The sequence below is a fragment of the Xanthomonas sp. F14 genome (genome assembly GCF_014199865.1).
Window position 1 is genome coordinate 535,341 of the sequence record NZ_JACHOM010000001.1, and the last position, 19,807, is coordinate 555,147.

General features: G+C 65.6%; 16 protein-coding genes and 1 tRNA gene. 10 read left to right on the top strand and 7 right to left on the bottom strand.

Annotation, left to right across the window (positions count from 1 at the left end):
• The first annotated feature begins 107 nt into the window (after nt 1–107).
• From GGR73_RS02355 to GGR73_RS02370, 4 genes are read left to right on the top strand one after another with little or no spacing between them, the layout of a single operon-like run.
• Nucleotides 108–548, top strand: coding sequence for a MarR family winged helix-turn-helix transcriptional regulator (locus GGR73_RS02355; RefSeq protein WP_016904051.1), 441 nt, complete (start codon nt 108–110; stop codon nt 546–548).
• A gap of 23 nt (nt 549–571) precedes the next feature.
• Nucleotides 572–2,059, top strand: coding sequence for an AdeC/AdeK/OprM family multidrug efflux complex outer membrane factor (locus GGR73_RS02360; RefSeq protein ID WP_456362934.1), 1,488 nt, complete (start codon nt 572–574; stop codon nt 2,057–2,059).
• Nucleotides 2,060–2,069: 10 nt separating this feature from the next.
• Nucleotides 2,070–3,263 (top strand): efflux RND transporter periplasmic adaptor subunit, encoded by a 1,194-nt coding sequence (locus GGR73_RS02365; RefSeq protein ID WP_024938906.1) that lies wholly within the window; start codon nt 2,070–2,072, stop codon nt 3,261–3,263.
• A 6-nt stretch (nt 3,264–3,269) separates the two neighbouring features.
• On the top strand, nt 3,270–4,850 hold the full coding sequence (locus tag GGR73_RS02370; RefSeq protein ID WP_024938907.1) for a DHA2 family efflux MFS transporter permease subunit: 1,581 nt from the start codon (nt 3,270–3,272) through the stop codon (nt 4,848–4,850).
• A 479-nt stretch (nt 4,851–5,329) separates the two neighbouring features.
• Here GGR73_RS02370 and GGR73_RS02375 read toward each other — a convergent pair whose 3' ends face one another.
• From GGR73_RS02375 to GGR73_RS02390, 4 genes are all read right to left on the bottom strand, one after another.
• A complete protein-coding gene (locus tag GGR73_RS02375) occupies nt 5,330–6,202 on the bottom strand; it encodes a DUF2884 family protein (protein ID WP_184455485.1) in 873 nt (290 codons plus the stop codon).
• 203 nt (nt 6,203–6,405) lie between these two features.
• Nucleotides 6,406–6,492 (bottom strand) — tRNA-Leu (locus tag GGR73_RS02380).
• Between the two features lie 142 nt (nt 6,493–6,634).
• A complete protein-coding gene (locus GGR73_RS02385; RefSeq protein ID WP_184455487.1) occupies nt 6,635–8,869 on the bottom strand; it encodes a beta-glucosidase in 2,235 nt (744 codons plus the stop codon).
• A 121-nt stretch (nt 8,870–8,990) separates the two neighbouring features.
• A complete protein-coding gene (locus tag GGR73_RS02390; RefSeq protein WP_184455489.1) occupies nt 8,991–10,760 on the bottom strand; it encodes a M14 family metallopeptidase in 1,770 nt (589 codons plus the stop codon).
• Between the two features lie 291 nt (nt 10,761–11,051).
• Here GGR73_RS02390 and GGR73_RS02395 point away from each other — a divergent pair, with 291 nt between their 5' ends.
• Both GGR73_RS02395 and GGR73_RS02400 read left to right on the top strand, forming a co-directional pair.
• Nucleotides 11,052–12,617 carry a POT-type proton-dependent oligopeptide transporter gene (locus tag GGR73_RS02395; protein ID WP_184455491.1) on the top strand — a complete coding sequence of 522 codons (1,566 nt, stop codon included), beginning with the start codon at nt 11,052–11,054 and terminating at the stop codon, nt 12,615–12,617.
• A 7-nt stretch (nt 12,618–12,624) separates the two neighbouring features.
• Entirely contained in the window at nt 12,625–13,233 is a 609-nt protein-coding gene (locus GGR73_RS02400; RefSeq protein WP_046342189.1) for a rhomboid family intramembrane serine protease, read from the top strand.
• A gap of 143 nt (nt 13,234–13,376) precedes the next feature.
• On the opposite strand, the gene GGR73_RS02405 is transcribed toward GGR73_RS02400, so the two are convergent.
• On the bottom strand, nt 13,377–13,577 hold the full coding sequence (locus GGR73_RS02405) for a hypothetical protein (RefSeq protein ID WP_046342190.1): 201 nt from the start codon (nt 13,575–13,577) through the stop codon (nt 13,377–13,379).
• A gap of 216 nt (nt 13,578–13,793) precedes the next feature.
• Here GGR73_RS02405 and GGR73_RS02410 point away from each other — a divergent pair, with 216 nt between their 5' ends.
• From GGR73_RS02410 to GGR73_RS02420, 3 genes are all read left to right on the top strand, one after another.
• Nucleotides 13,794–14,078: a GNAT family N-acetyltransferase gene (locus GGR73_RS02410; RefSeq protein ID WP_024938914.1), complete on the top strand. Its 285-nt coding sequence runs from the start codon at nt 13,794–13,796 to the stop codon at nt 14,076–14,078.
• A gap of 48 nt (nt 14,079–14,126) precedes the next feature.
• Complete coding sequence (locus tag GGR73_RS02415; protein ID WP_160954880.1) at nt 14,127–14,972, top strand: DUF3298 and DUF4163 domain-containing protein; 846 nt, start codon at nt 14,127–14,129, stop codon at nt 14,970–14,972.
• Between the two features lie 66 nt (nt 14,973–15,038).
• Entirely contained in the window at nt 15,039–15,539 is a 501-nt protein-coding gene (locus GGR73_RS02420; protein WP_024938916.1) for a MarR family winged helix-turn-helix transcriptional regulator, read from the top strand.
• Between the two features lie 97 nt (nt 15,540–15,636).
• On the opposite strand, the gene GGR73_RS02425 is transcribed toward GGR73_RS02420, so the two are convergent.
• The gene (locus tag GGR73_RS02425) at nt 15,637–17,835 is read right to left on the bottom strand and encodes a M3 family metallopeptidase (RefSeq protein WP_172837930.1); all 2,199 of its coding nucleotides are present in this window, start codon (nt 17,833–17,835) and stop codon (nt 15,637–15,639) included.
• A gap of 430 nt (nt 17,836–18,265) precedes the next feature.
• Here GGR73_RS02425 and GGR73_RS02430 point away from each other — a divergent pair, with 430 nt between their 5' ends.
• Nucleotides 18,266–18,754: a glutathione peroxidase gene (locus tag GGR73_RS02430; RefSeq protein WP_184455493.1), complete on the top strand. Its 489-nt coding sequence runs from the start codon at nt 18,266–18,268 to the stop codon at nt 18,752–18,754.
• Between the two features lie 131 nt (nt 18,755–18,885).
• Here GGR73_RS02430 and GGR73_RS02435 read toward each other — a convergent pair whose 3' ends face one another.
• Nucleotides 18,886–19,665, bottom strand: coding sequence for a ferredoxin--NADP reductase (locus GGR73_RS02435; RefSeq protein ID WP_024938919.1), 780 nt, complete (start codon nt 19,663–19,665; stop codon nt 18,886–18,888).
• Nucleotides 19,666–19,807 lie beyond the last annotated feature (142 nt).

Sequence of the window (19,807 nt, forward strand, 5' to 3'; positions counted from 1 at the left end):
CCAGGCCAGCGCCACAGGCGCGTAAGGTGACGATCCTTGCTGGCGGTTTAATCCCGTTAGAAATATTTGCGTTGACAAATATATTTTTCGGAAGAAAATAGCCCGCCATGAATGACCTCTCCACCGCCTCGCCGTCGTTCGGCCTGCTGTTGCGCCAGGTGCGCGATGCGCTGATGCGTCAGCTCGATGCCGAAATGAAGGGCGAGCTGCCGGACTTCGGCTTCAGCCACTACGTCGGCCTGAAGATCCTGGCGGTGCGCTCGCCCTGCACGGCCAACGAACTGGCGCTGGCGCTGGACCAGACCCCGAGCGCGGTCACCCGCCTGCTCGACAAGCTCGAAGCGCTCGGTGCGGTGCGACGCGAGCCACACGCGCAGGACCGGCGCGCGCTGCAGATCGTCATGACCGAACAGGGCGTGGCGCTGTGGGAGCGCCTGAAGCTGCGCGGCGAGCGCGCCATCGAGCATGGCTTGCGCGATCTGGCCCCGCCCGAGCGCGAGCAACTCACCTCTCTTCTCATCCGTGTCCGCGATGCACTCAACTCATGAACGCTGCTAGTTCCCCGATCCAGATACTGCGCCTGCGGTCCACGCAGCTTGCGCGGCCGCTCGTCCTCACTGCGCTGACGCTGGCGCTGGCCGCCTGCGCCAGCAGCCGCGGGCTTGCCCCGCAGGGCACCATGCTGGAGCCGGGCGCGCTGCATGCCGAGCGCACCCTCGCGCAGGCCAACCTGAGCCCGGCCGCATGGCCGGCCAGCGATTGGTGGCGCACCCTGGGCGATGCGCAATTGAACGCGCTGATCGCCGAAGGCCTGCAGCACAGTCCCAGCCTGGCGGCGGCCGATGCGCGCCTGCGTCAGGCGCAGGCGCGCATCGGTAGCGCGCAGGCCGATCGCGGCCCCAGCCTGTCGGTGTCCGGCGGCTATGCGGGCGTGCAGTTGCCCGAATCGATGGTGGGCGAGGAGCGCGGCGGCAAGTTCGGCGGCAATGGCCAACTGGTGCTGGACTTCCGCTATGGCGTGGACCTGTGGGGCGGCAAGCGCGCCACCTGGGAAGCGGCGGTGGACCAGGCGCATGCGGCCGAGGTGGACGCACAGGCGGCACGCCTGAACCTGTCGGCGGCGATCGCCGAAGCCTATGCGCAGCTCGACTACGCATGGCGCCTGCACGACGTGGCCAACGATGAGTTGACCCGCGTGCAGAAGACCCTGGAGCTCACCCGGCAACGCCGCGGCGCCGGCATCGACAGCGATCTGCAGGTGCGCCAGGCGCAGGCCCGCGTACCGTCGGCGCAGCAGCAACTGCAGTCCGCGCAGCAGCAGATCGACGAGGCCCGCAACGCCCTGGCCGCGCTGGCCGGGCAGGGCCCGGATCGCGGGCTGGAGATCGCGCGCCCGACGCTGGGGGCGGCCATCGCCACGCAGCTGCCGAGCAACCTGCCCGCCGACCTGCTGGGCCGCCGCCCCGATGTGGTCGCCGCGCGCTGGCGCGTGGAGGCCGCCGATCAGGATATCGCCGCTGCCAAGACCCGCTTCTATCCCAGCTTCAACATCACGGCGCTGGGCGGTGTGGTGAATCGCGATGTCGGCCAGTTGCTGGAAAGCGCCTCGGTGTTCGGGGTGGTTGCGCCGGCGCTGAGCCTGCCGATCTTCGATGGCGGCAAGCTGCGCGCCAATCTGGCCGGCAGCGATGCGCAATACGACCTGGCGGTGGCCGATTACAACCAGAAAGTGATCGACGCCCTGCGCGAGGTAGCCGACCAGGTCAACGCCGTGCGTTCGCTGGAGCAGCGTGCGCGCGCGCAGGACGACGCGGTGCAGACCGTAACCGCCGCCTTCGAACTGGCGCAGCAGCGCTACCGCGCCGGCATCGGTAGCTACCTGGAAGTGCTCAGCGTGCAGGAGCAGCTGCTGCTCGCACGCCAGCGCATGGCCAGCCTGCAATCGCAACAACTGTTGGCCTCGGTGAGGTTGCAGCGTGCCCTGGGCGGCGGATTCACGCCGGAACCTGCGCGCGACACCGCACACGCCGCGACCACTTCCGCACAACCGAATTCCTGAGACAGCGACGATGAGCCAGACGACTCCAACTTCTTCCCAACCTGCGCCGGCCGCGCCCAGCAAGCGCCGTGCGGCGCTGCGCATCGTGGCCATTGTGGTGATCCTGGCGATCATCGGTCTTGTGGTGTGGTACTTCCTGGTCGGCCGCTGGCACGAGGACACCGACGACGCCTACGTGCAGGGCAACCAGGTGCAGATCACCCCGATGGTCGGCGGCACCGTGGTCAGCATCGGCGCCGAAGACGGCATGCGCGTGGAGCGCGGCCAGTTGCTGGTGCAGCTGGACCCGGCCGACACCGCAGTCGCATTGCAGCAGGCCGAGGCCAATCTGGCCAAGACCGTGCGCCAGGTGCGTGGTCTGTACCGTAGCGTGGAAGGCGCGCAGGCCGAACTGTCCTCGCGCGAGGTGAGCCTGCGCAGCGCACGTGCCGACTTCGCACGCCGCAAGGATCTGGCCGCCAGCGGCGCGATCTCCAACGAAGAACTGGCGCATGCCCGCGAGGAACTGGCCGCGGCCGAAGCGGCGGTGAGCGGTTCACGCGAGAGCTTCGAACGCAACCGCGCGCTGGTGGACGACAGTGCGGTGGCCAACCAGCCGGACGTGCAGACTGCCGCCGCGCAGCTGCGTCAGGCCTATCTCAACCATGCGCGCACCGGTGTCATCGCGCCGGTGTCCGGCTACGTGGCGCGTCGCTCGGCGCAGCTGGGCCAGCGTGTGCAGCCCGGCAGCGTGCTGATGGCAGTGGTGCCGCTGGAGCAGGTGTGGGTGGAAGCCAACTTCAAGGAAACCCAGCTCAAGCACATGCGCCTGGGCCAGGAAGTGGAACTGCATTCGGATCTGTACGGCGGCGGCGTGGACTACACCGGCCGCATCGAAAGCCTGGGCCTGGGCACCGGCAGCGCGTTCTCGCTGTTGCCGGCGCAAAACGCCAGCGGCAACTGGATCAAGATCGTGCAGCGCGTGCCGGTGCGCATCGCGGTCGATGCCAAGCAACTGGCCGGTAATCCGCTGCGCATCGGTTTGTCGATGAAGGTCGACGTCAACCTGCACGACCAGCAGGGCAGCGTGCTGCCGACCAAGTTCGCCAATGGCGCGGTGTTCTCCACCGACGTGTATGCGCAGCAGTTGCAGGCCGCCGACGCGGACATCCAACGCATCATCCAGGACAACCTGCCTGCGCAGGCTGCGTCCAAGGCGGGCTAAGCCAGCATGTCTTCGCAAGCTCCCACCGCGCCAGGCGGTCCCTCGGCACCTGCACCCGCCGCCGGCTTTCGCCCGGCGAGCGTGGCGCTGTGCACCGTGGGCCTGGCGATGGCCTCGTTCATGCAGGTGCTGGACACCACCATCGCCAACGTCTCGTTGCCGACCATCGCCGGCAATCTCGGCGCCAGCTCGCAGCAGGCCACCTGGGTCATCACCTCGTTCGCGGTCAGCACCGCGATCGCCCTGCCGCTGACCGGCTGGCTGAGCCGCCGCTTCGGCGAGACCAAGTTGTTCGTGTGGTCGACGCTGGCCTTCACCGTGGCCTCGTTGCTGTGCGGCCTGGCCCAGAGCATGGGCATGCTGGTGGTGTCGCGCGCGCTGCAGGGGTTTGTTGCCGGGCCGATGTACCCGATCACCCAGAGCCTGCTGGTGTCGATCTACCCGCGCGAAAAACGCGGGCAGGCGCTCGCCTTGCTGGCGATGATCACCGTGGTGGCGCCGATCGCCGGGCCGATCCTGGGTGGCTGGATCACCGACAACTACAGCTGGGAATGGATCTTCCTGATCAACGTGCCGCTGGGCATCATCGCCAGCAGTATCGTCGGTTCGCAGTTGCGCCATCGCCCCGAGCAGCTGGAAAAGCCGCGCATGGACTACATCGGCCTGATCCTGCTGGTGGTCGGCGTCGGTGCGCTGCAGCTGGTGCTGGACCTGGGCAACGACGAGGACTGGTTCTCTTCCGACAAGATCGTGGTGCTGGCCTGCGTCGCTGCCGTGGCGCTGGTGGTGTTCGTGATCTGGGAACTCACCGACAAAGATCCCATCGTCGATCTCAAGCTGTTCCGGCATCGCAACTTCCGCGCCGGCACGCTGGCGATGGTGGTGGCCTATGCGGCGTTTTTCAGCGTGAGCCTGCTGATTCCGCAATGGCTGCAACGCGACATGGGCTACACGGCGATCTGGGCCGGCCTTGCCACCGCGCCGATCGGCATCCTGCCGGTGCTGATGACGCCATTCGTGGGCAAGTACGCGCTGCGTTTCGACCTGCGCATGCTCGCCACCGTCGCCTTTATCTTCCTGTCGTTCACCAGCTTCCTGCGCTCCAACTTCAACCTGCAGGTGGACTTCAGCCATGTGGCCACCGTGCAGCTGGTGATGGGCGTAGGTGTGGCCTTGTTCTTCATGCCGGTGCTGCAGATTCTGCTCTCGGACCTGGATGGTCGCGAGATCGCGGCAGGTTCCGGCCTGGCCACCTTCCTGCGTACCCTGGGCGGTAGCTTTGCCGCATCGTTGACCACCTATCTGTGGGCACGCCGCACCCAGGTGCACCACGCGCACATCACCGAACACATCTCGGTGTACACCCCGGGCATGCAGGAGCAGGTCACCGCGATGGGGCAGGGCGACCTGCAACGCGGCGCGGCCTCGCTCAACAACATGATCAACCACCAGGCCTCGCAGATGGGATTCAACGACATCTTCTACCTGCTCGGCTGGACGTTCCTGGCGATCATCTTCTTCCTGTGGCTGGCCAAACCACCGTTCGGTGCGGGCGCAGGTGGCGCAGCGGCGGCGGGTGGGCATTAGGCGCGGGTGACAAGGTGCTTGGCCGCTCTAACATCGGCTAAGACCACGACTTCATGCCGGTGGAGTGCAGAGCGCGTGATCTGCGACTTGGCTGCAGGGCCCTTGCCCGCCCATCCTCGCAGGACACGCCGCAAGTACGTTCTTGTAGGCGCTTATGCGGCATCGATGCCGCGTAAGGTCCCGCGACGGTGGGCGGGCAAGAGCCAGTCAATATGGTCGGTGTGCGTAGCGCTTCGCAGAGCAACCAGCAAACCGTTTGGAGCGGTGAGGGCGCTGCAGCCTTGACCGACGCAGATGCGGCGATTCGTGTGTTCGCGCTCAATGTGTTGCTGTTTCCGGCGTCCCGCAATGCGCTGGACAGCCTTGCCGAGGCGTATGAGGCAAGCGGAGATCTCGCCCGTTCGAGCGCCATCCGGCAGGGCATCAAGGACATGCCCGCCCCGCCCGGGAGACAACGATTCGACCGAGGGCGTGAGGCCTCAGCTGTTTGTTGCTGGTTGCAGCCCGACTGCGCGGTTCGGTGGTGCGTCGCCGTTGTCGGATTTCGGTTCGGCATGTTCGGTGTCATGGCGCGGCGTGTCGTCCTGCAGGGGTGCGAGCAGTTGCAGCGGCTTGCCCTGGTAGCGGAACTCGAGCGCGTCCTCTAACTGACGCAGTGCTTGCACCTGGGTGCATAGCGCGTTGGCGCTGGCTTCGATGGTGGATGCCTGGGCGTCCAGCCTTGCATCCAGTTGGCCCTCCATCTGTTGGGCGCGTTTGTCGATTCCGTCCGAACGCCCGGTGACGATCTGCCAGAGCATGTGGCGCGCGATGCTGCCCTTGAATTGCTCGGCTTCGTGTTCGACGTAATTTGCGAAGTTGCCGTCGAAGGCCTTCTGCTCCCAACGCCCCTTGCCCAGGGTGCCGTCGACGTACGCGCGTGCGCGTTTGCGCAGCCGTTCGATCTTGCGGGCGTTGAGCGCACTGCCGGTCATGACCTCGATGACACCGCCGAGTGCGTCGTAACTGAGGTCGATCACCTGATAGGCAATGCCGGCAACCTGCGGCATCAGTGCGCGGGTGCGCTGTTCCATCTCCCCAAGGCGTCGTGCATCGGCCGTGCTGGTCTGCTGCAGCTTGTGGTCAATGCTCAGTTCGCCGCCGTGGAAGAAAATTTCGCGTGGCCAATCGCTGTCGCGGTAAAGCCAGATGCCGCCGCTGTCGGCGAGCACGTTGAACGGCGTGCCCAGACCGCATTGCTGCGAAGACACCTGCGCGCGATGGCGCGGGGCATCGTGTTTGTCGGTCTGCTGTGCCCGTGCATGCGGACTGACAACGGCCGGCAGCAGGGCAAGCCAGAGGAGGATGCGCATGGGGCGTGCTGCCGTCGTGGAGGCGTTGCGCATGGTCGCCACAGCGGCAACAGGTGGTCGCGTGTCGAAAGTCACTGACGCCGCGCCCTTGCGACGCTGCCGATCTGCAGACATCACCGATGCCGCACACCATCGTGCAATCGTATGGCCCAGACGCAAAAAACCCCGCCTGAGCGGGGTTTTTTACGATCTACCGTGAGTCGTGGTGCCCAGGAGAGGACTCGAACCTCCACGAAGTTGCCCCCGCTAGCACCTGAAGCTAGTGCGTCTACCAATTCCGCCACCTGGGCGACTCAGGAGGCGAATTGTGCAAGTTGCGCGCGACGCTGTCAACGCATCCGGCACAAATTTTTCGTGGTGGCCGGTGCCTGCCGGCGACGGGAGAAGACAGCGTGGCGGACATGCGCACTGCATACCCGCCACCACACCGGCTTACGGCAGCTGCGCCGCCTGCAAGCTGACCTCTGCACTCTGCACCGGTTCGCTTGCCGAACGTGCCAGCTGCACGCGATAGGTGCCGGCGGCAATCGTCCAGTGACGCGCCTTGGCATCGAAGTCGGCCAGCGTCTTGGGTTCGGCGATCACTTGCACGGCGCGCTTTTCGCCCGGCTTGAGCGTGAGCTTCTGCCAGCCGATCAGGCGCAGCGGGGTGGCGTGGCCGTCGGGCAGGGTGACGTAGAGCTGCGGCACGGCGGCGCCTTCGCGCTGGCCGATGTTTTCCACCTCGAAGTTCGCCGTGAGCTGGCTGCCGTTGGCTTCCACGCGCAGCCCGCCCATGCGGAACTGCGTGTACGACAGGCCATGGCCGAACGCATAACGCGGGGTCAGCTTGCGTGCGGCGAACCACTTGTAGCCGACGTTGGCGCCTTCGATGGCGTAGTCGATGCTGTCTTCGCCCGGCTTGGCCGGCTTGAAGCCCAGGCCCGGGATCGAGGGACGCGGCAGCTGCGATTCGTCCACCGGCCAGGTCACCGGCAGATGGCCGGAAGGGTTCACCGCGCCGGTCAGCAGGTTGGCGATCGCCTCACCGCCGCCGATGCCCGGATACCACGCCTGCAATACCGCCGGCACGCGCTCGGCCCAGGGCATGCGCACCGGGCCGTTGGTTTCCAGCACCACGGTGGTCTTGGGGTTGGCCTTGGCCACCGCCTCGATCAAGGCATCCTGGTTGTCGGGCAATTGCATGTCCGGCAGGTCCACCGATTCGGCCGACCATTGGGTGGCGAACACGATCGCCACATCGGCGGCCTTGGCCGCGCGTGCCGCGGCAGCGCGGTCCTTGCCGTCGACATAATCGATCTGCACGTTCGGCAACGCGGCGCGCAGCGCCTGCAGCGGCGAGGACGGATGGATGATCACCGGGCCGGGCCAGGTGGTCGGATTGAGGCCGGGTACGGCGTTGCCACCGTTGATGGTGTAGTCCACACGCGAGGAACCGCCGCCGGACATCACGCCCTTGTCGGCATACCCACCGATCACCGCGATGCGGCGCACGTCCTTGGATAGCGGCAAGGTGGCCTGCTCGTTACGCAGCAGCACGCTGCCTTCCTCGGCAACATGCTGCGCGGACAGCTGCCCGGCCTTGCCGTCGATCGGCTGGCGCTGGGTGGGATGATCGAACGCGCCATGCGCGAACAGGCTGCGCAGCACGCGCTTGACCATGTCGTCAAAGCGCGCGCGCGGCACCACGCCGGCCGACACCGCCATGCGCAACGGCGCGTCGAAGAACACCGCCGCGTCGAACACTTCGCCTGCCGATTGCTGATCCAGCCCGGCCAGGGCCGCCTTGGAGCCGCTGTGCACGCCGCCCCAGTCGGACATCACGTAGCCGGGGTATTTCCATTCCTGCTTGAGCACTTGGTTGAGCAGGTAATCGTGCTCGCAACCATAGATGCCGTTGATCTTGTTGTAGGAGCACATCACCGAGGCCGGGTCGCCGATCTTCAACGCGATCTCGAACGCCAGCAGGTCCGATTCGTGCATCGCCTGCTCGCCGATCTCGGCACTGTGGAAATTGCGTCGCGTCTCCATGTCGTTGAGCGCGTAGTGCTTCATCGTCGACAGCACGTGCTCGCTCTGCACGCCGCGGATCGACTCACCGACCATGGTGCCGGCCAGCAGCGGGTCTTCGCCGGCATATTCGAAATTGCGTCCGTTGCGCGGGTCGCGCTGCAGGTTGACGCTGCCGGCCAGCAGCACATTGAAGCCCTGCTGCCAGGATTCGCGGCCCATGGTCTTGCCGCCGGCATAGGCCAGCTGCGGATTCCAGCTCGACGCGGTCGACGGGCCGGACGGCATCGCTGTGGCGAAGTCGCCCTTGCGGATGCCGCCGGGATTGGTCACGCCCACGCCGGCATCGGCCAGTTGCTGCGCCGGGATGCCCAGCCGTGGGATGCCGGGGACATAGCCGGCCGAGCCCAGCGCGCCCTCGGGCTTGGGAATCTTGTCGGTGCCCAGGCCGAAGTAGCTGCGCAGCATCTGGAATTTTTCGTCCTCGCTCATCTGCGCGAGCAGACGGTCGGCGCGCTGGTCCGCGGTCAGCGCGGTGTCCATCCACGGCTGCGTTGCAGCGGTCTGTGCGCCGAGCGGGGCGGCAAACGCGGTGCTGACGCCAAGGGCGATGGCCAGCGCAAGACGGCGTGGACTGGAGGGTGTAAACGGTTTCATATCGAGATGTGGCACGGTGGTCCTTGTGGTGCGGTTGCAATCAGGGAGGGCACCGCGGTGCCCGGGTTCGAAAGGCGCGCGTGCGCGCCGAATCAGGTGCTTGCCGGAAGCGGGCGCCGGCTCAGAACTTGGTCTGTGCCGTGCGTAGCACCGGATACAGGCGGTAGCGCTCGTCCCAGGAGGAGTGCAGGCGCGCGAAGAATTCCAGGCGTGCCTTCGGGTCGGCCGCGAAGGCCGCATCGCTGGCCAGACGCTGTTCGAATTGCGCCTTCACTGCCGGGTCGCGCTCGAGCATGTCGCGCGCGACCTCTTCGGCGACGTAGTCCTCCATGTATTCCTTGCGCTCGAATGCGGTGTTGAACAGGCCCCACTGCAGCAGCGAATCCGGCGCCTGCGGTTCCAGCATCGCCATCACCAGGCGCGACCTGGCCTGGGCGATCGGCACGAACAAGGAGCCGGCCGGCACAGTGCGGGTTTCATCGCGCCATTGCCCGGTGATCTCCAGGTTCTGGTGGCCTTCGTTGGAACGCGCGGCAAACGTTGCCTTGTCGGCACGGAAGCTCTGCACCGGATGGGCGGCAGTGGTGGCGATGGTGTCGAAGGCGATGCCGTGCAGGCGCAGTTTCTCCGCCACCAGCGCCGCTTGCGCGGCAGGCACCAGGTAGCCGCCGCGTGGCGCATCGACCACCACGTCCGGCTTGATCTGATCGCGTAACGGCACCTTCCAGAGTTGTGGCCTGGTCTCGTCGTAGCGCGTCATCAACGCGCCGGAAATCGGCGAGGGCGTACGCGTGTAGGCGTAACCACGGAAGGCCACGGTGCGTGCGGCCGGGCCGGCAGCGAAGCTCAACGGCTCCATCTCGCCGGCCAGCCTGGTGGCGCGCTGATCGGCCGCCAGCGCATCGGCGCGCCAGCGGGCGCCGTTGCGCGCGGCCTGCTGCAGCACCGACACGATGGCGTTGCGGGTGACGCGTACGCGCACCGGGTAGGTCTTCCACGAGTGCGTTTCCACCAACATGCCGAAGCGGTTGCGCAGCAGGAAATAGCCATGCGAAAACCGCGGCGGCGACACGTCGTCGGCAAAGCCCGAGGTCGGGTCGTCCTCGTGCACGAACGAGGGGTAATACGGCAGCGGCAGCGAGCCCTGTCTGGACAGGTCGGCAATCACCGCATCGCGCCAGCGCGTGCCGTCGCGTTGCAGCGTGGCATCGCCGGCGTGCACGGGCTCCACCTGCACCGATACGTCGTGCTCGAACTTGGCACCATCGGTGACGTGCAGGTCCACGTACATCAACGGATCCCACTGCTGCACCAGTCGCAGCATCGCCTGCATTTCCGGCGCGTCGGCCTTGAGGTAGTCGCGATTGAGATTGAGGTTCTGCGCAGTGGTGCGCCAGCCCATCTGCTCGGGGCCGCGCTGATTGGGTCGGTTCCAGGCGCCGAAGCGCTCATGGCCGTCGACGTTGAACACCGGCACGAACACCCAGACCAGTTTGTCGAGCACGCCTTTGCCGGTTTTGCCGTCCAGCAATTCGCGCAGGGCCAGAAAGCCCGCGTCCTTGCCGTCGATCTCGCCGGCATGGATGCCGCCTTGCACCAGCACCACCGGTAACTTGCGCTGCGCAGCGCTGTCGGCATCCAGTGCGCCGCTGGTGGAGACGATCAGCGCCTTCATCGGCCGGCCTTCCGGGGTGGTACCGAATTCGATGCAGCGCACCGCCTTCGGGTAGCGCTGCGCAAAGGCATCGCAGAGCGCGATGACTTCATCGTAGCGTCCGGTTTGCACAAACCCGCTGCGCTCGGCCTGGGTGGTCAGCGGTTCGGCGGCCAGTGCGGCAGGGGCGGTGGTCAGCAGCAACAGGCTCAGGGCCAGGCGGGTGAAGCGGGGCATCCAGCGGTCCAGTGTTCCAGGAAAACGTTTGCAATGTAGCCGAGCCGGCGCAGCAGGCCAATCTGCACTGCGTCATGACTTGCGTGTGATCGGCGTGGTTGCGGCGTACCGACAGGTTTTTTTGGCACGCCTGGGCCGGACGACGTGTCAGGCGCACCGCAACGGCGGCAACGAGCGCAGCGGCGTCGATGCATGCAGCGCGCATCCAAGGCCTTATCCCATGGTCGCGATGGCGGCCAACCGGCGGCCGCCGGTACGATAGCGCGTGTTTTCTGCTCGACCGGACTGCCCTTGACCACTTCCACCTTGCCGGGCCCCACTGCCGGTGCGCGGCTGCCGCGCCAGATACCCTTCATCATCGGCAACGAAGCCTGCGAGCGTTTCAGCTTCTACGGGATGCGCAACATCCTGGTGCAGTTCCTGATCACCTCGCTGCTGTTGCAGGAGGTCAGCGGACCCGGCCGCGAGGCCGAGGCCAAGCACATCCTGCACAGCTTCATGATCGGGGTGTTTTTCTTCCCGTTGCTCGGCGGTTGGCTGGCCGATCGCTTCTTCGGCAAATACAACACCATCCTGTGGTTCAGCCTGGTGTATTGCGCCGGGCATGCCTGCCTGGCGCTGTTCGAAGGCAGCCGCAACGGCTTCTTCCTCGGGCTGGGCCTGATCGCGCTGGGTGCGGGCGGCATCAAGCCGTTGGTGGCCTCGTTCATGGGCGACCAGTTCGACCAGTCCAACAAGCACCTGGCCAAGGTGGTGTTCGACGGCTTCTACTGGATCATCAACTTCGGCTCGTTGTTCGCCTCGTTGTTGATCCCGCTGGCGCTGAAGAACCTGGGCCCGGCGTGGGCATTTGGCATTCCCGGCATCCTGATGTTCGTGGCCACGCTGGTGTTCTGGCTGGGCCGCAGGCGCTATGTGCGGGTGCCGTTGCCGCCGAAGGACCCGCACGGCTTCGGTGCGGTGGTGCGCACCGCACTGCTGACACAGGCGCCGGGGCAGGGCCGCCCGGGGCTGATGCTGGCAGTGCTGTCGGTACTGCTGGCGCTGGCCTGCTTTGCGCTGGTCGACCAGCTCGGCATCGTCATCTGCCTGTGCATGGCGCTGGTGCTGTTGCTGGCCGGCATCGGCGGCGGCACCTGGTGGCAGCTGGAGCGCGCGCGCGGCATCCATCCCGATACCGCGGTCGAAGGCGTGCGCGCGCTGCTGCGGGTGCTGGTGATCTTCGCGCTGGTGACGCCGTTCTTTTCACTGTTCGACCAGAAGGCCTCGACCTGGGTCCTGCAGGGGCGCGAGATGACGATGCCGGCCTGGTTCACCGCCTCGCAGATGCAGGCGCTCAATCCGCTGCTGGTGATGCTGCTGATCCCGTTCAACAATCTGGTGTTGTATCCGCTGCTGCGGCGTGGCGGTTGGGAGCCGACCGCGCTGCGCCGCATGACCTGCGGCATCGCCTTCGGCGGCCTGGCCTGGATCGCGGTCGGCGCCATCCAGATCAGCATGGACGGCGGCGAGCCGATGCATATCGCCTGGCAGATCCTGCCCTATGCGCTGCTGACCTTCGGCGAGGTGCTGGTGTCGGCCACCGGGATCGAGTTCGCCTACAGCCAGGCGCCGCCGTCCATGAAGGGCGTGGTGATGAGCTTCTGGTATCTGACCACCACGGTGGGCAATCTATGGGTGCTGCTGTCGAACGTGGCAGTGCGCAACGCCACGGTGACCTCCCACATCGCCGATACTGGGCTCAGCGAAGCGGCATTTTTGATGTTCTTCTTCGCGGCCTTCGCGTTCCTGGCGGCACTGGCCTTCGGCCTGTACGCGCGCGGGTATCGCATGGTCGACAATTACCGTTCTGCCTGAGGTCCGCATGATTACCCTGATCCTGATCGCCATCACCGGCATCGTCTCGTGGATGGCGTTCAACAACCGCAAGCTGGCCGACCGCCTGATCCTGTGGCCGCCGGCGCTGGACAAGCACAAGCAGTACGACCGCCTGGTCACCTACGGTTTCATCCATGCCGACCTGGGCCACCTGGTCTTCAACATGATCACGCTGTTCTTCTTTGGCCGGGTGATCGAAAACGTGATGACCCAGCTGACCGGCAGCGTGCTGACCTATCCGCTGTTCTATCTGGCGGCGCTGGTGGTCTCGATCCTGCCCAGCTATCTGAAGAACCAGAAGAACCCGAACTATCTCAGCCTGGGCGCCTCCGGCGCGGTGTCGGCGGTGTTGTTCGCCTTCATCCTGCTGCAGCCGTGGACCATCATCCTGGTGCTGTTCATTCCGGCGCCGGCGATCATCTATGCGGTGTTCTATGTCGGCTACAGCCTGTGGATGGACCGCCGCGGCGGCGATCGCATCAACCACAGCGCGCACCTGGCCGGTGCCGCGTTCGGCGTGATGTTCATGCTGATCATGGAGCCGCGCGTGCTGCAGGTATTCCTGGAGCAGCTGTCCCATCCGCGTTTCGGCTGACCGGTTGGCAAACCGAGCGCCAGTCGCCGGTGGCACGCGCGGTTAGGTCAAAGGTGTCGGGATGGGCGGGTCGCCTCGGGCGACCGGACCAGGACCATCGCGGCGAGTGCGCGAGCGGTCCTGGCGAGTGATGCGATGCCGGCTCAGGCCGCGTCGCGGTTCTGGTCGCCAGCGACGCTGCCGGTGGGCACCGACCCGTAGGCCTGCTGCAGGCGCTGGTACACCGTGTCGTTGAGCTGCGCGAAGTCGGGGTTGTGGGTGTCGCCCTTGATGGCGAACTGGAACAGGCCTTCCAGCAGCGAGCTATCGCTGTCTGCGCCGTGTCCTGCCGAATCGTTGTGCATGCGGTGACTCCTCGTAGATAAGGCGAAGGCATCGGCGGTCGCGCCGGCCCGGCTTGCAACGGGCGCCTTCGGCTCAGCTATCGGCGCGGTGCGAGCGAACTTAAGTGCCGGTTCGGCAGGCTGCGCGTGCGGTCACAGCATCGATTCATTTTCACGCAGGCGCGGCGCCGCGCTGGTCACACTGCTCGCCATCGTCACTGCCTCGTGCAGACCACCATGGAGGCAGCGACAGTGCAGGCAGACCACGATTCCACGCAGCAGCGCTTCAGCGTAGACACCGATGGACAGCATGCCGAACTGGCATACCGTCTGGAAGGTGAGCGCATGACCATCACCCATACGCATGTGCCCGACGCGATCGGTGGACGCGGTATTGCCGCAGTGCTGGTGGAGGCTGCCTTGGCACATGCGCGCCAGCAGGGCTACAAGGTCGTGCCTGCCTGCAGTTACGCCGAGGCGTATGTCCGGCGGCACCAACAGTTTCAGGATCTGCTGGCCTGATCGCCGGCAGCGTGTCTTTGCAGATGTATCGATGGGGAGCAGGTGGGAATGGGGCGGTTGTCAGGAGTGAACGCAGTCCGGGGCTTGCTGGTGCTGGCCGTGTTGGCAGGATGTACGCAGCGCGAGCCGACGACGGCCGAATCGGCACAGCCGGCCGCTGACGCCGCCGCCGCCGCGGCACCGCCGGCCGAGCCCGTGCTGGTGCAAAGCGGCCCGCTGGAGGATGTGATCGAGCACGCGCCCGCCTATATGGTGGGTATCAGTTATCCGCGCGGGCTGGACGCGTTTCCCGAGCTGACCGCACTGATCCGCAGCTATGCGCAGGCAGCACGTACCGAGCTCATGGAAGCGGTCTCCGGGCTCGGCAACGACAAGCCGGCCGCACCCTACGAGTTGTCGCTGGCGTTCGAGACCGTGTTGCAGACACCGGACCTGATCGTCGTATCCGCCGACGGCAGCCGCTATACCGGTGGTGCACATGGCGAGCCGTTGGTGGCGCGCTTCGTCTGGCTGGTCAAGGAGCGCAAGCAATTGACCGCGCAGGCCTTGATTCCGGATCCGGCAGGCTGGGAAAGGATCGGGCGCGAGGTGGCCGTGCAATTGCACAACGCCGCCAGCCAGCGCGTGGAGGCCGATCGCGTGCCGGTCGAAGAACAGGCCGAGCAGCTGGCCTCTGCCGATCGCATGATTGCCGAAGGCACTGCCGCGCAGGTCGACAACTTTGCCCAGTTCGTACCGGTGCTCAATCCGGCAGGGCAGATCACCGCGCTTCGGTTCGTGTTTCCGCCATATCAGGTGGGGCCGTATTCGGATGGGACGCAAACGGCCGAGGTCGCTGCCTCGACAGTATTGGCGTCGGTCGCGCCGGAATATGTACATCTCTTCGCACGCTGAGGTGTCACCCCACAGATGATGTGATTGAATGGCTTGGCCATTCAGTAATGTAAGCAAACGGGTGATATGAGTAGTTTCGATCCAACCGCAAGTCGCGTGGACCACACCTGTGTGCGCTATCCGGCGTTTCCGCGTGAACCGGCCGTCCTGGTGCGGCTGATCAAGCACCTCTACAAGCGACTGCATACGCAGGGGTGCGCGCGGTTGAAGCCATACGGCATCAGCCCGCCGGAATACGAGATTCTGATGATGCTCTACGGCACCCCGGAGCAGGCGATCACGCCCACCGAAGTGGCCGAAGCCGCCAGCGAAAAGCCGGCCAACATCACCCGGCTCACCGACCAGTTGTGCGAGAAGGGCCTGATCGCGCGTGGCAGCAGCCCGGACGATCGGCGCAAGATCATGCTGACCTTGCAGCCGGCAGGCCTGGCGTTGATCAACAGCCTGCTTCCCGACGCCTGCACGCTGCTCAATGCAGAGACCTCCAGCATCAGTGATGCCGAGCAGGTGCGGCTGGAAAAGCTGTTGAGGAAATTGCTCGACGGCGTGGATTCGGTCGAGCTCTGAGCACGGCGTCTGCGGCTCGCGCAGCCCGCTTCATCGCGACCATCAAAAACGCCGCCCGGATCGCTCCGGGCGGCGTCTTGGTTTCAACGCAGTGCGATTACGGCTTGGACTGCGGCGCTTCCGGCGTGGCGCCATCGCCACCTTGCGCACTCAGGCCGCGCTTCTCGAGCAGGGGCTCGATCTGCGGCGCATGGCCGGCAAAGTTCTGGAACAGTTCCATCGCATCGACGCTGCCGCCGCGCGAGAGCAGGGTCTGACGGAAGCGATCGCCGTTGGCGCGGCTCAGCCCGCCGTGCTGCTTGAACCACTGCTGGGTGTTGGCGTCGAGCACTTCCGACCAGATGTAGGCGTAATAGCCGGCCGCGTAACCGCCCATGATGTGACTGAAATACGGGGTCTTGTAGCGCGGCGGCACCGGCGCGTAGGCGATGCCGTCCTGCTGCAGGGCCTTGGCTTCGAATGCCATCACGCCTGCTGCGTCGGGCACCTGGCTGGCGCTGATCTGGTGCCAGTTCTGATCGAGCATGGCCGCACCCAGATACTCGGTGGTGGCAAAGCCCTGGTTGAACTTGGAGGCGGCAATCACCTTGTCCAGCAGCGCCTGCGGCATCGGCGTGCCGTTCTGGTAATGCTTGGCGTAGTTCTTCAGGATCGACGGCTCGTCGGCCCACATCTCGTTGACCTGCGAGGGGAACTCGACGAAGTCGCGCGGCACGCTGGTGCCGGAGAAATACGGGTATTTGACGTCCGAGAACATGCCGTGCAGCGCATGGCCGAACTCATGGAACATGGTGGTCACCTCGTCCCAGGTCAGCAGCGTCGGCTGGCCGGCCGGCGGCTTGGGGATGTTGAGGTGATTGGCGACCACCGGCTTGAAACCGGTCAGCGCCGACTGCGACACGTAGGAGTTCATCCAGGCACCGCCGCGCTTGGATTCGCGTGCATACATGTCGGCGATGAAGATCGCCAGCTGCTTGCCGTCGGCGTCGAACACGTCATAGACGGTGATGTCGTCGCGGTAGGTCGGCAGGTCGGTGCGCTGCTTGAAGGTCAGGCCGTATTCCTGATTGGCCGCATAGAACACGCCGTTTTCCAGCACGTTCTTCAGCTCGAAGTACGGCTTGAGCTGGGATTCGTCGAAGTTGTACTTGGCCTGGCGCACCTTCTCGCTGTAGTAGGCCCAGTCCCAGGCTTCGAGCTTGAACGTCGGCTTGCGCGCGGCCTTTTGCTCCTTGTCGATCATCGCCTGCAGATCGGCCGCCTCGCGCTTGGCATTGGCCACCGCCGCCGGCGCCAGCTTGCCCAGCATCGCGTTGACCGCCTCCGGTGTCTTGGCGGTCTGGTTTTCCAGCGAATAGGCAGCGTAGGTCGGGAAGCCGAGCAGCTTGGCCTTGTCGGCACGCAGCTTCATGATGCGCGCCACCAGTGCGGTGTTGTCGTACTGGCCACCGTGGCTGCCACGCGACACCGAGGCGTCGTAGATCTTCTTGCGCAGTTCGCGATTCTTCAGCTGCGTCAGCGGCGGCTGGCCGGTGGTGTTGAGCAGCGCGATCACGTACTTGCCGTCGAGCTTGCGCGCCTTGGCGGCTTCAGCGGCAGCGGCAATCTGCTCTTCGGACAGGCCATCGAGCTGCTTGACGTCATCGACGACAACGGCGGCGGCATTCACTTCCGCCAGCACGTTCTGGCTGAAGGTGGTGCCCAGGTTGGCCAGCTCGGCATTCATCGCCTTGAGCGTGGTCTTGTCGGCATCGGAGAGCTTGGCGCCGTCGCGTACGAAATCGCTGTAGTACTTCTCGACCAGGCGCACGCCCTGGGCGTCCAGGCCCAGCTTGCTGCGTTGGTCGTACAGGGTCTGGATACGCGCGAACAGCTTGCCATTGAGCGAGATCGCATCGCGGTGCGCGGCGAACTTCGCCGAATAGTCGGCCTGCAGTTTCTTGCGCGCGTCGTTGGTGTCGGCACCGACCAGGTTGAAGAACACCGTGGTGGCGCGATCCAGCGTGGCGCCGCTTTTTTCCAGCGCGATGAGGGTGTTGTCGAAGCTCGGCTTGGCCTTCTGGTTGGCGATCTTTTCCACTTCCTTCAACTGCTCGGTCATGCCGGCGTCGAAGGCGGGTGCGAAATCGCTGTCCTTGATCTTGTCGAACTGCGGGTAGTGCAGCGGCAGCGTGCTGTCGGCAAAGAAGGGGTTGGCTTGGGTGGCGGCCTGCGTGGTGGCGGGTGCGGCGATGCTGTAGGACGGCATGGCAAGTCCCAGGGAGGCGGCCAGGGCAAAGGCGAGACGGGTGGTCAAGAGGATGGCTCCAAAGTGCGAACCGCCGAGGCTACCCCAGCCGGGCCGGACAGGCGTGTGACAAAAGGCATGGCTGCACGGTCATTACGATGCCATCAGGCGGGCACGAGCGGTGCTGGTCTTGTGGGCACACGACCGATGACACCATGCGCGTGCCGCCGCCGGGCGGGCGCTGCCTGTCTACGGTGCGGCGTGTTCCACCCGGCTGCATTCCGGCTGCTCGGCGGGCAGCGATGTCTCGATCGGTCTGCCTGACGGATGCTGGCCGGTAGCGCGCCGTGGCAACGGCCGGGACCAGCAGGAAGGGTCAGCTGGCTGCGGCGACGCATCCGTTGAAAACCGCCTCTCCCGGCTGACGCGCTCGGCGACCGCGATGCGACGCTGCCGGCTGCTGGGTTACGCTGCCCACCTCGCATACTTCAGGGCAGCCATGAGCGATATCTCCACGTTCGAATTCACCGACCTGGAAGGCCGGCCCCGCTCGATGCGCGATTACGCCGGCAAGGTGGTGCTGGTGGTCAATGTCGCTTCGAAATGCGGATTTACTCCGCAGTACGCAGGCCTGCAGGCGCTGTGGCAGCGCTATCGCGAGCGTGGTCTGGTGGTGATCGGGTTTCCCTGCGATCAGTTCGGTCATCAGGAGCCGGGCGATGCCGCGCAGATCCGCCAGTTCTGCTCGCTCGATTACGCGGTGGATTTTCCGCTGGCCGAGAAGGTCGAAGTCAATGGCAGCGGCGCGCATCCGCTGTGGCAATGGCTCAAGCGCGAACAGCGCGGCGTGCTGGGATCGGAGGCGATCAAGTGGAATTTCACCAAGTTCCTGATCGGCCGCGATGGCACGGTGCTGGAGCGTTACGCCCCGGCCACCAAACCGGACGCGCTGGCTGCGGACATCGAGCGCGCGCTAGTTGAATCGTAGGAGCGCACCTGGGCGCGATGAAGCCTTCCCGGGAACGCTTCGTCTCGCCCGGGTGCGCTCCTACGACAGTGCATGCCGGCGTCGCGGTCTGCGTAAACGCCGCATCGCGCTGACTTCTCACGCGCGCCGCATCACTTCTCGACGAAGGCGCGCTCGAACACGTAATGCCCCGGCGTGCCGATGCGCGGCGAGGTCTGGAAGCCACGTGCATCCAGCAGGCTGCGCAGGTCGGCCAGCATCTGCGGGCTGCCGCAGATCATGAAGCGGTCGTTGGCCGGATCCAGCGGCGGCAACCCGAGCGTCTGCTGCATGCGGCCGTCGGCCATCAGCTCGGTCAGGCGGCCCTGGTTGGCGAACGCCTCACGCGTCACCGCCGGGTAGTACAACAACTTCTCGCGCAGGATGTCGCCGAGGAATTCGTGCTGCGGCAGCTCGCGCTCGAAGTAGTCGCGATAGGCCAGATCCTGCACGAAGCGTACGCCCTGGGTCAGGATCACCTTGTCGAAACGCTCGTAGGTTTCCGGGTCCTTGATCACCGACAACCACGGCGCCAGACCGGTACCGGTGCCCAGCAGGTACAGGTTGCGGCCTGGGTGCAGGTCGCTGATCAGCAGCGTGCCGGTGGGCTTCTTGCCGACCAGTACCTTGTCGCCCGGCTGGATGTGCTGCAGCCGCGAGGTCAGCGGGCCGTCCGGCACCTTGATGCTGAAGAACTCCAGGTGTTCTTCCCAGTTGGCGCTGGCGATCGAGTACGCACGCAGCAGCGGCCGCGTCTCGGTCTCCAGACCGATCATCACGAACTGCCCGTTCTCGAAGCGGAAACCGGCGTCGCGGGTGGTGGTGAAGCTGAAGTAGGCATCGGTCCAGTGACGGACCTCAAGCACCGTTTCGGCGCCGAAAGCGGAAGACATACCGGTAAGTGTCGTGGGAAGAGTACCCGGCAATTCTACCTCAAGCCGGCCAAATGAGAGGGGCTCTCATTTGGCCGGCTGGGATTCGGGAGTCGGGATTGGGGATTCGCAAGAGCAGATCCTGTGTTCTGGACGCATCGGG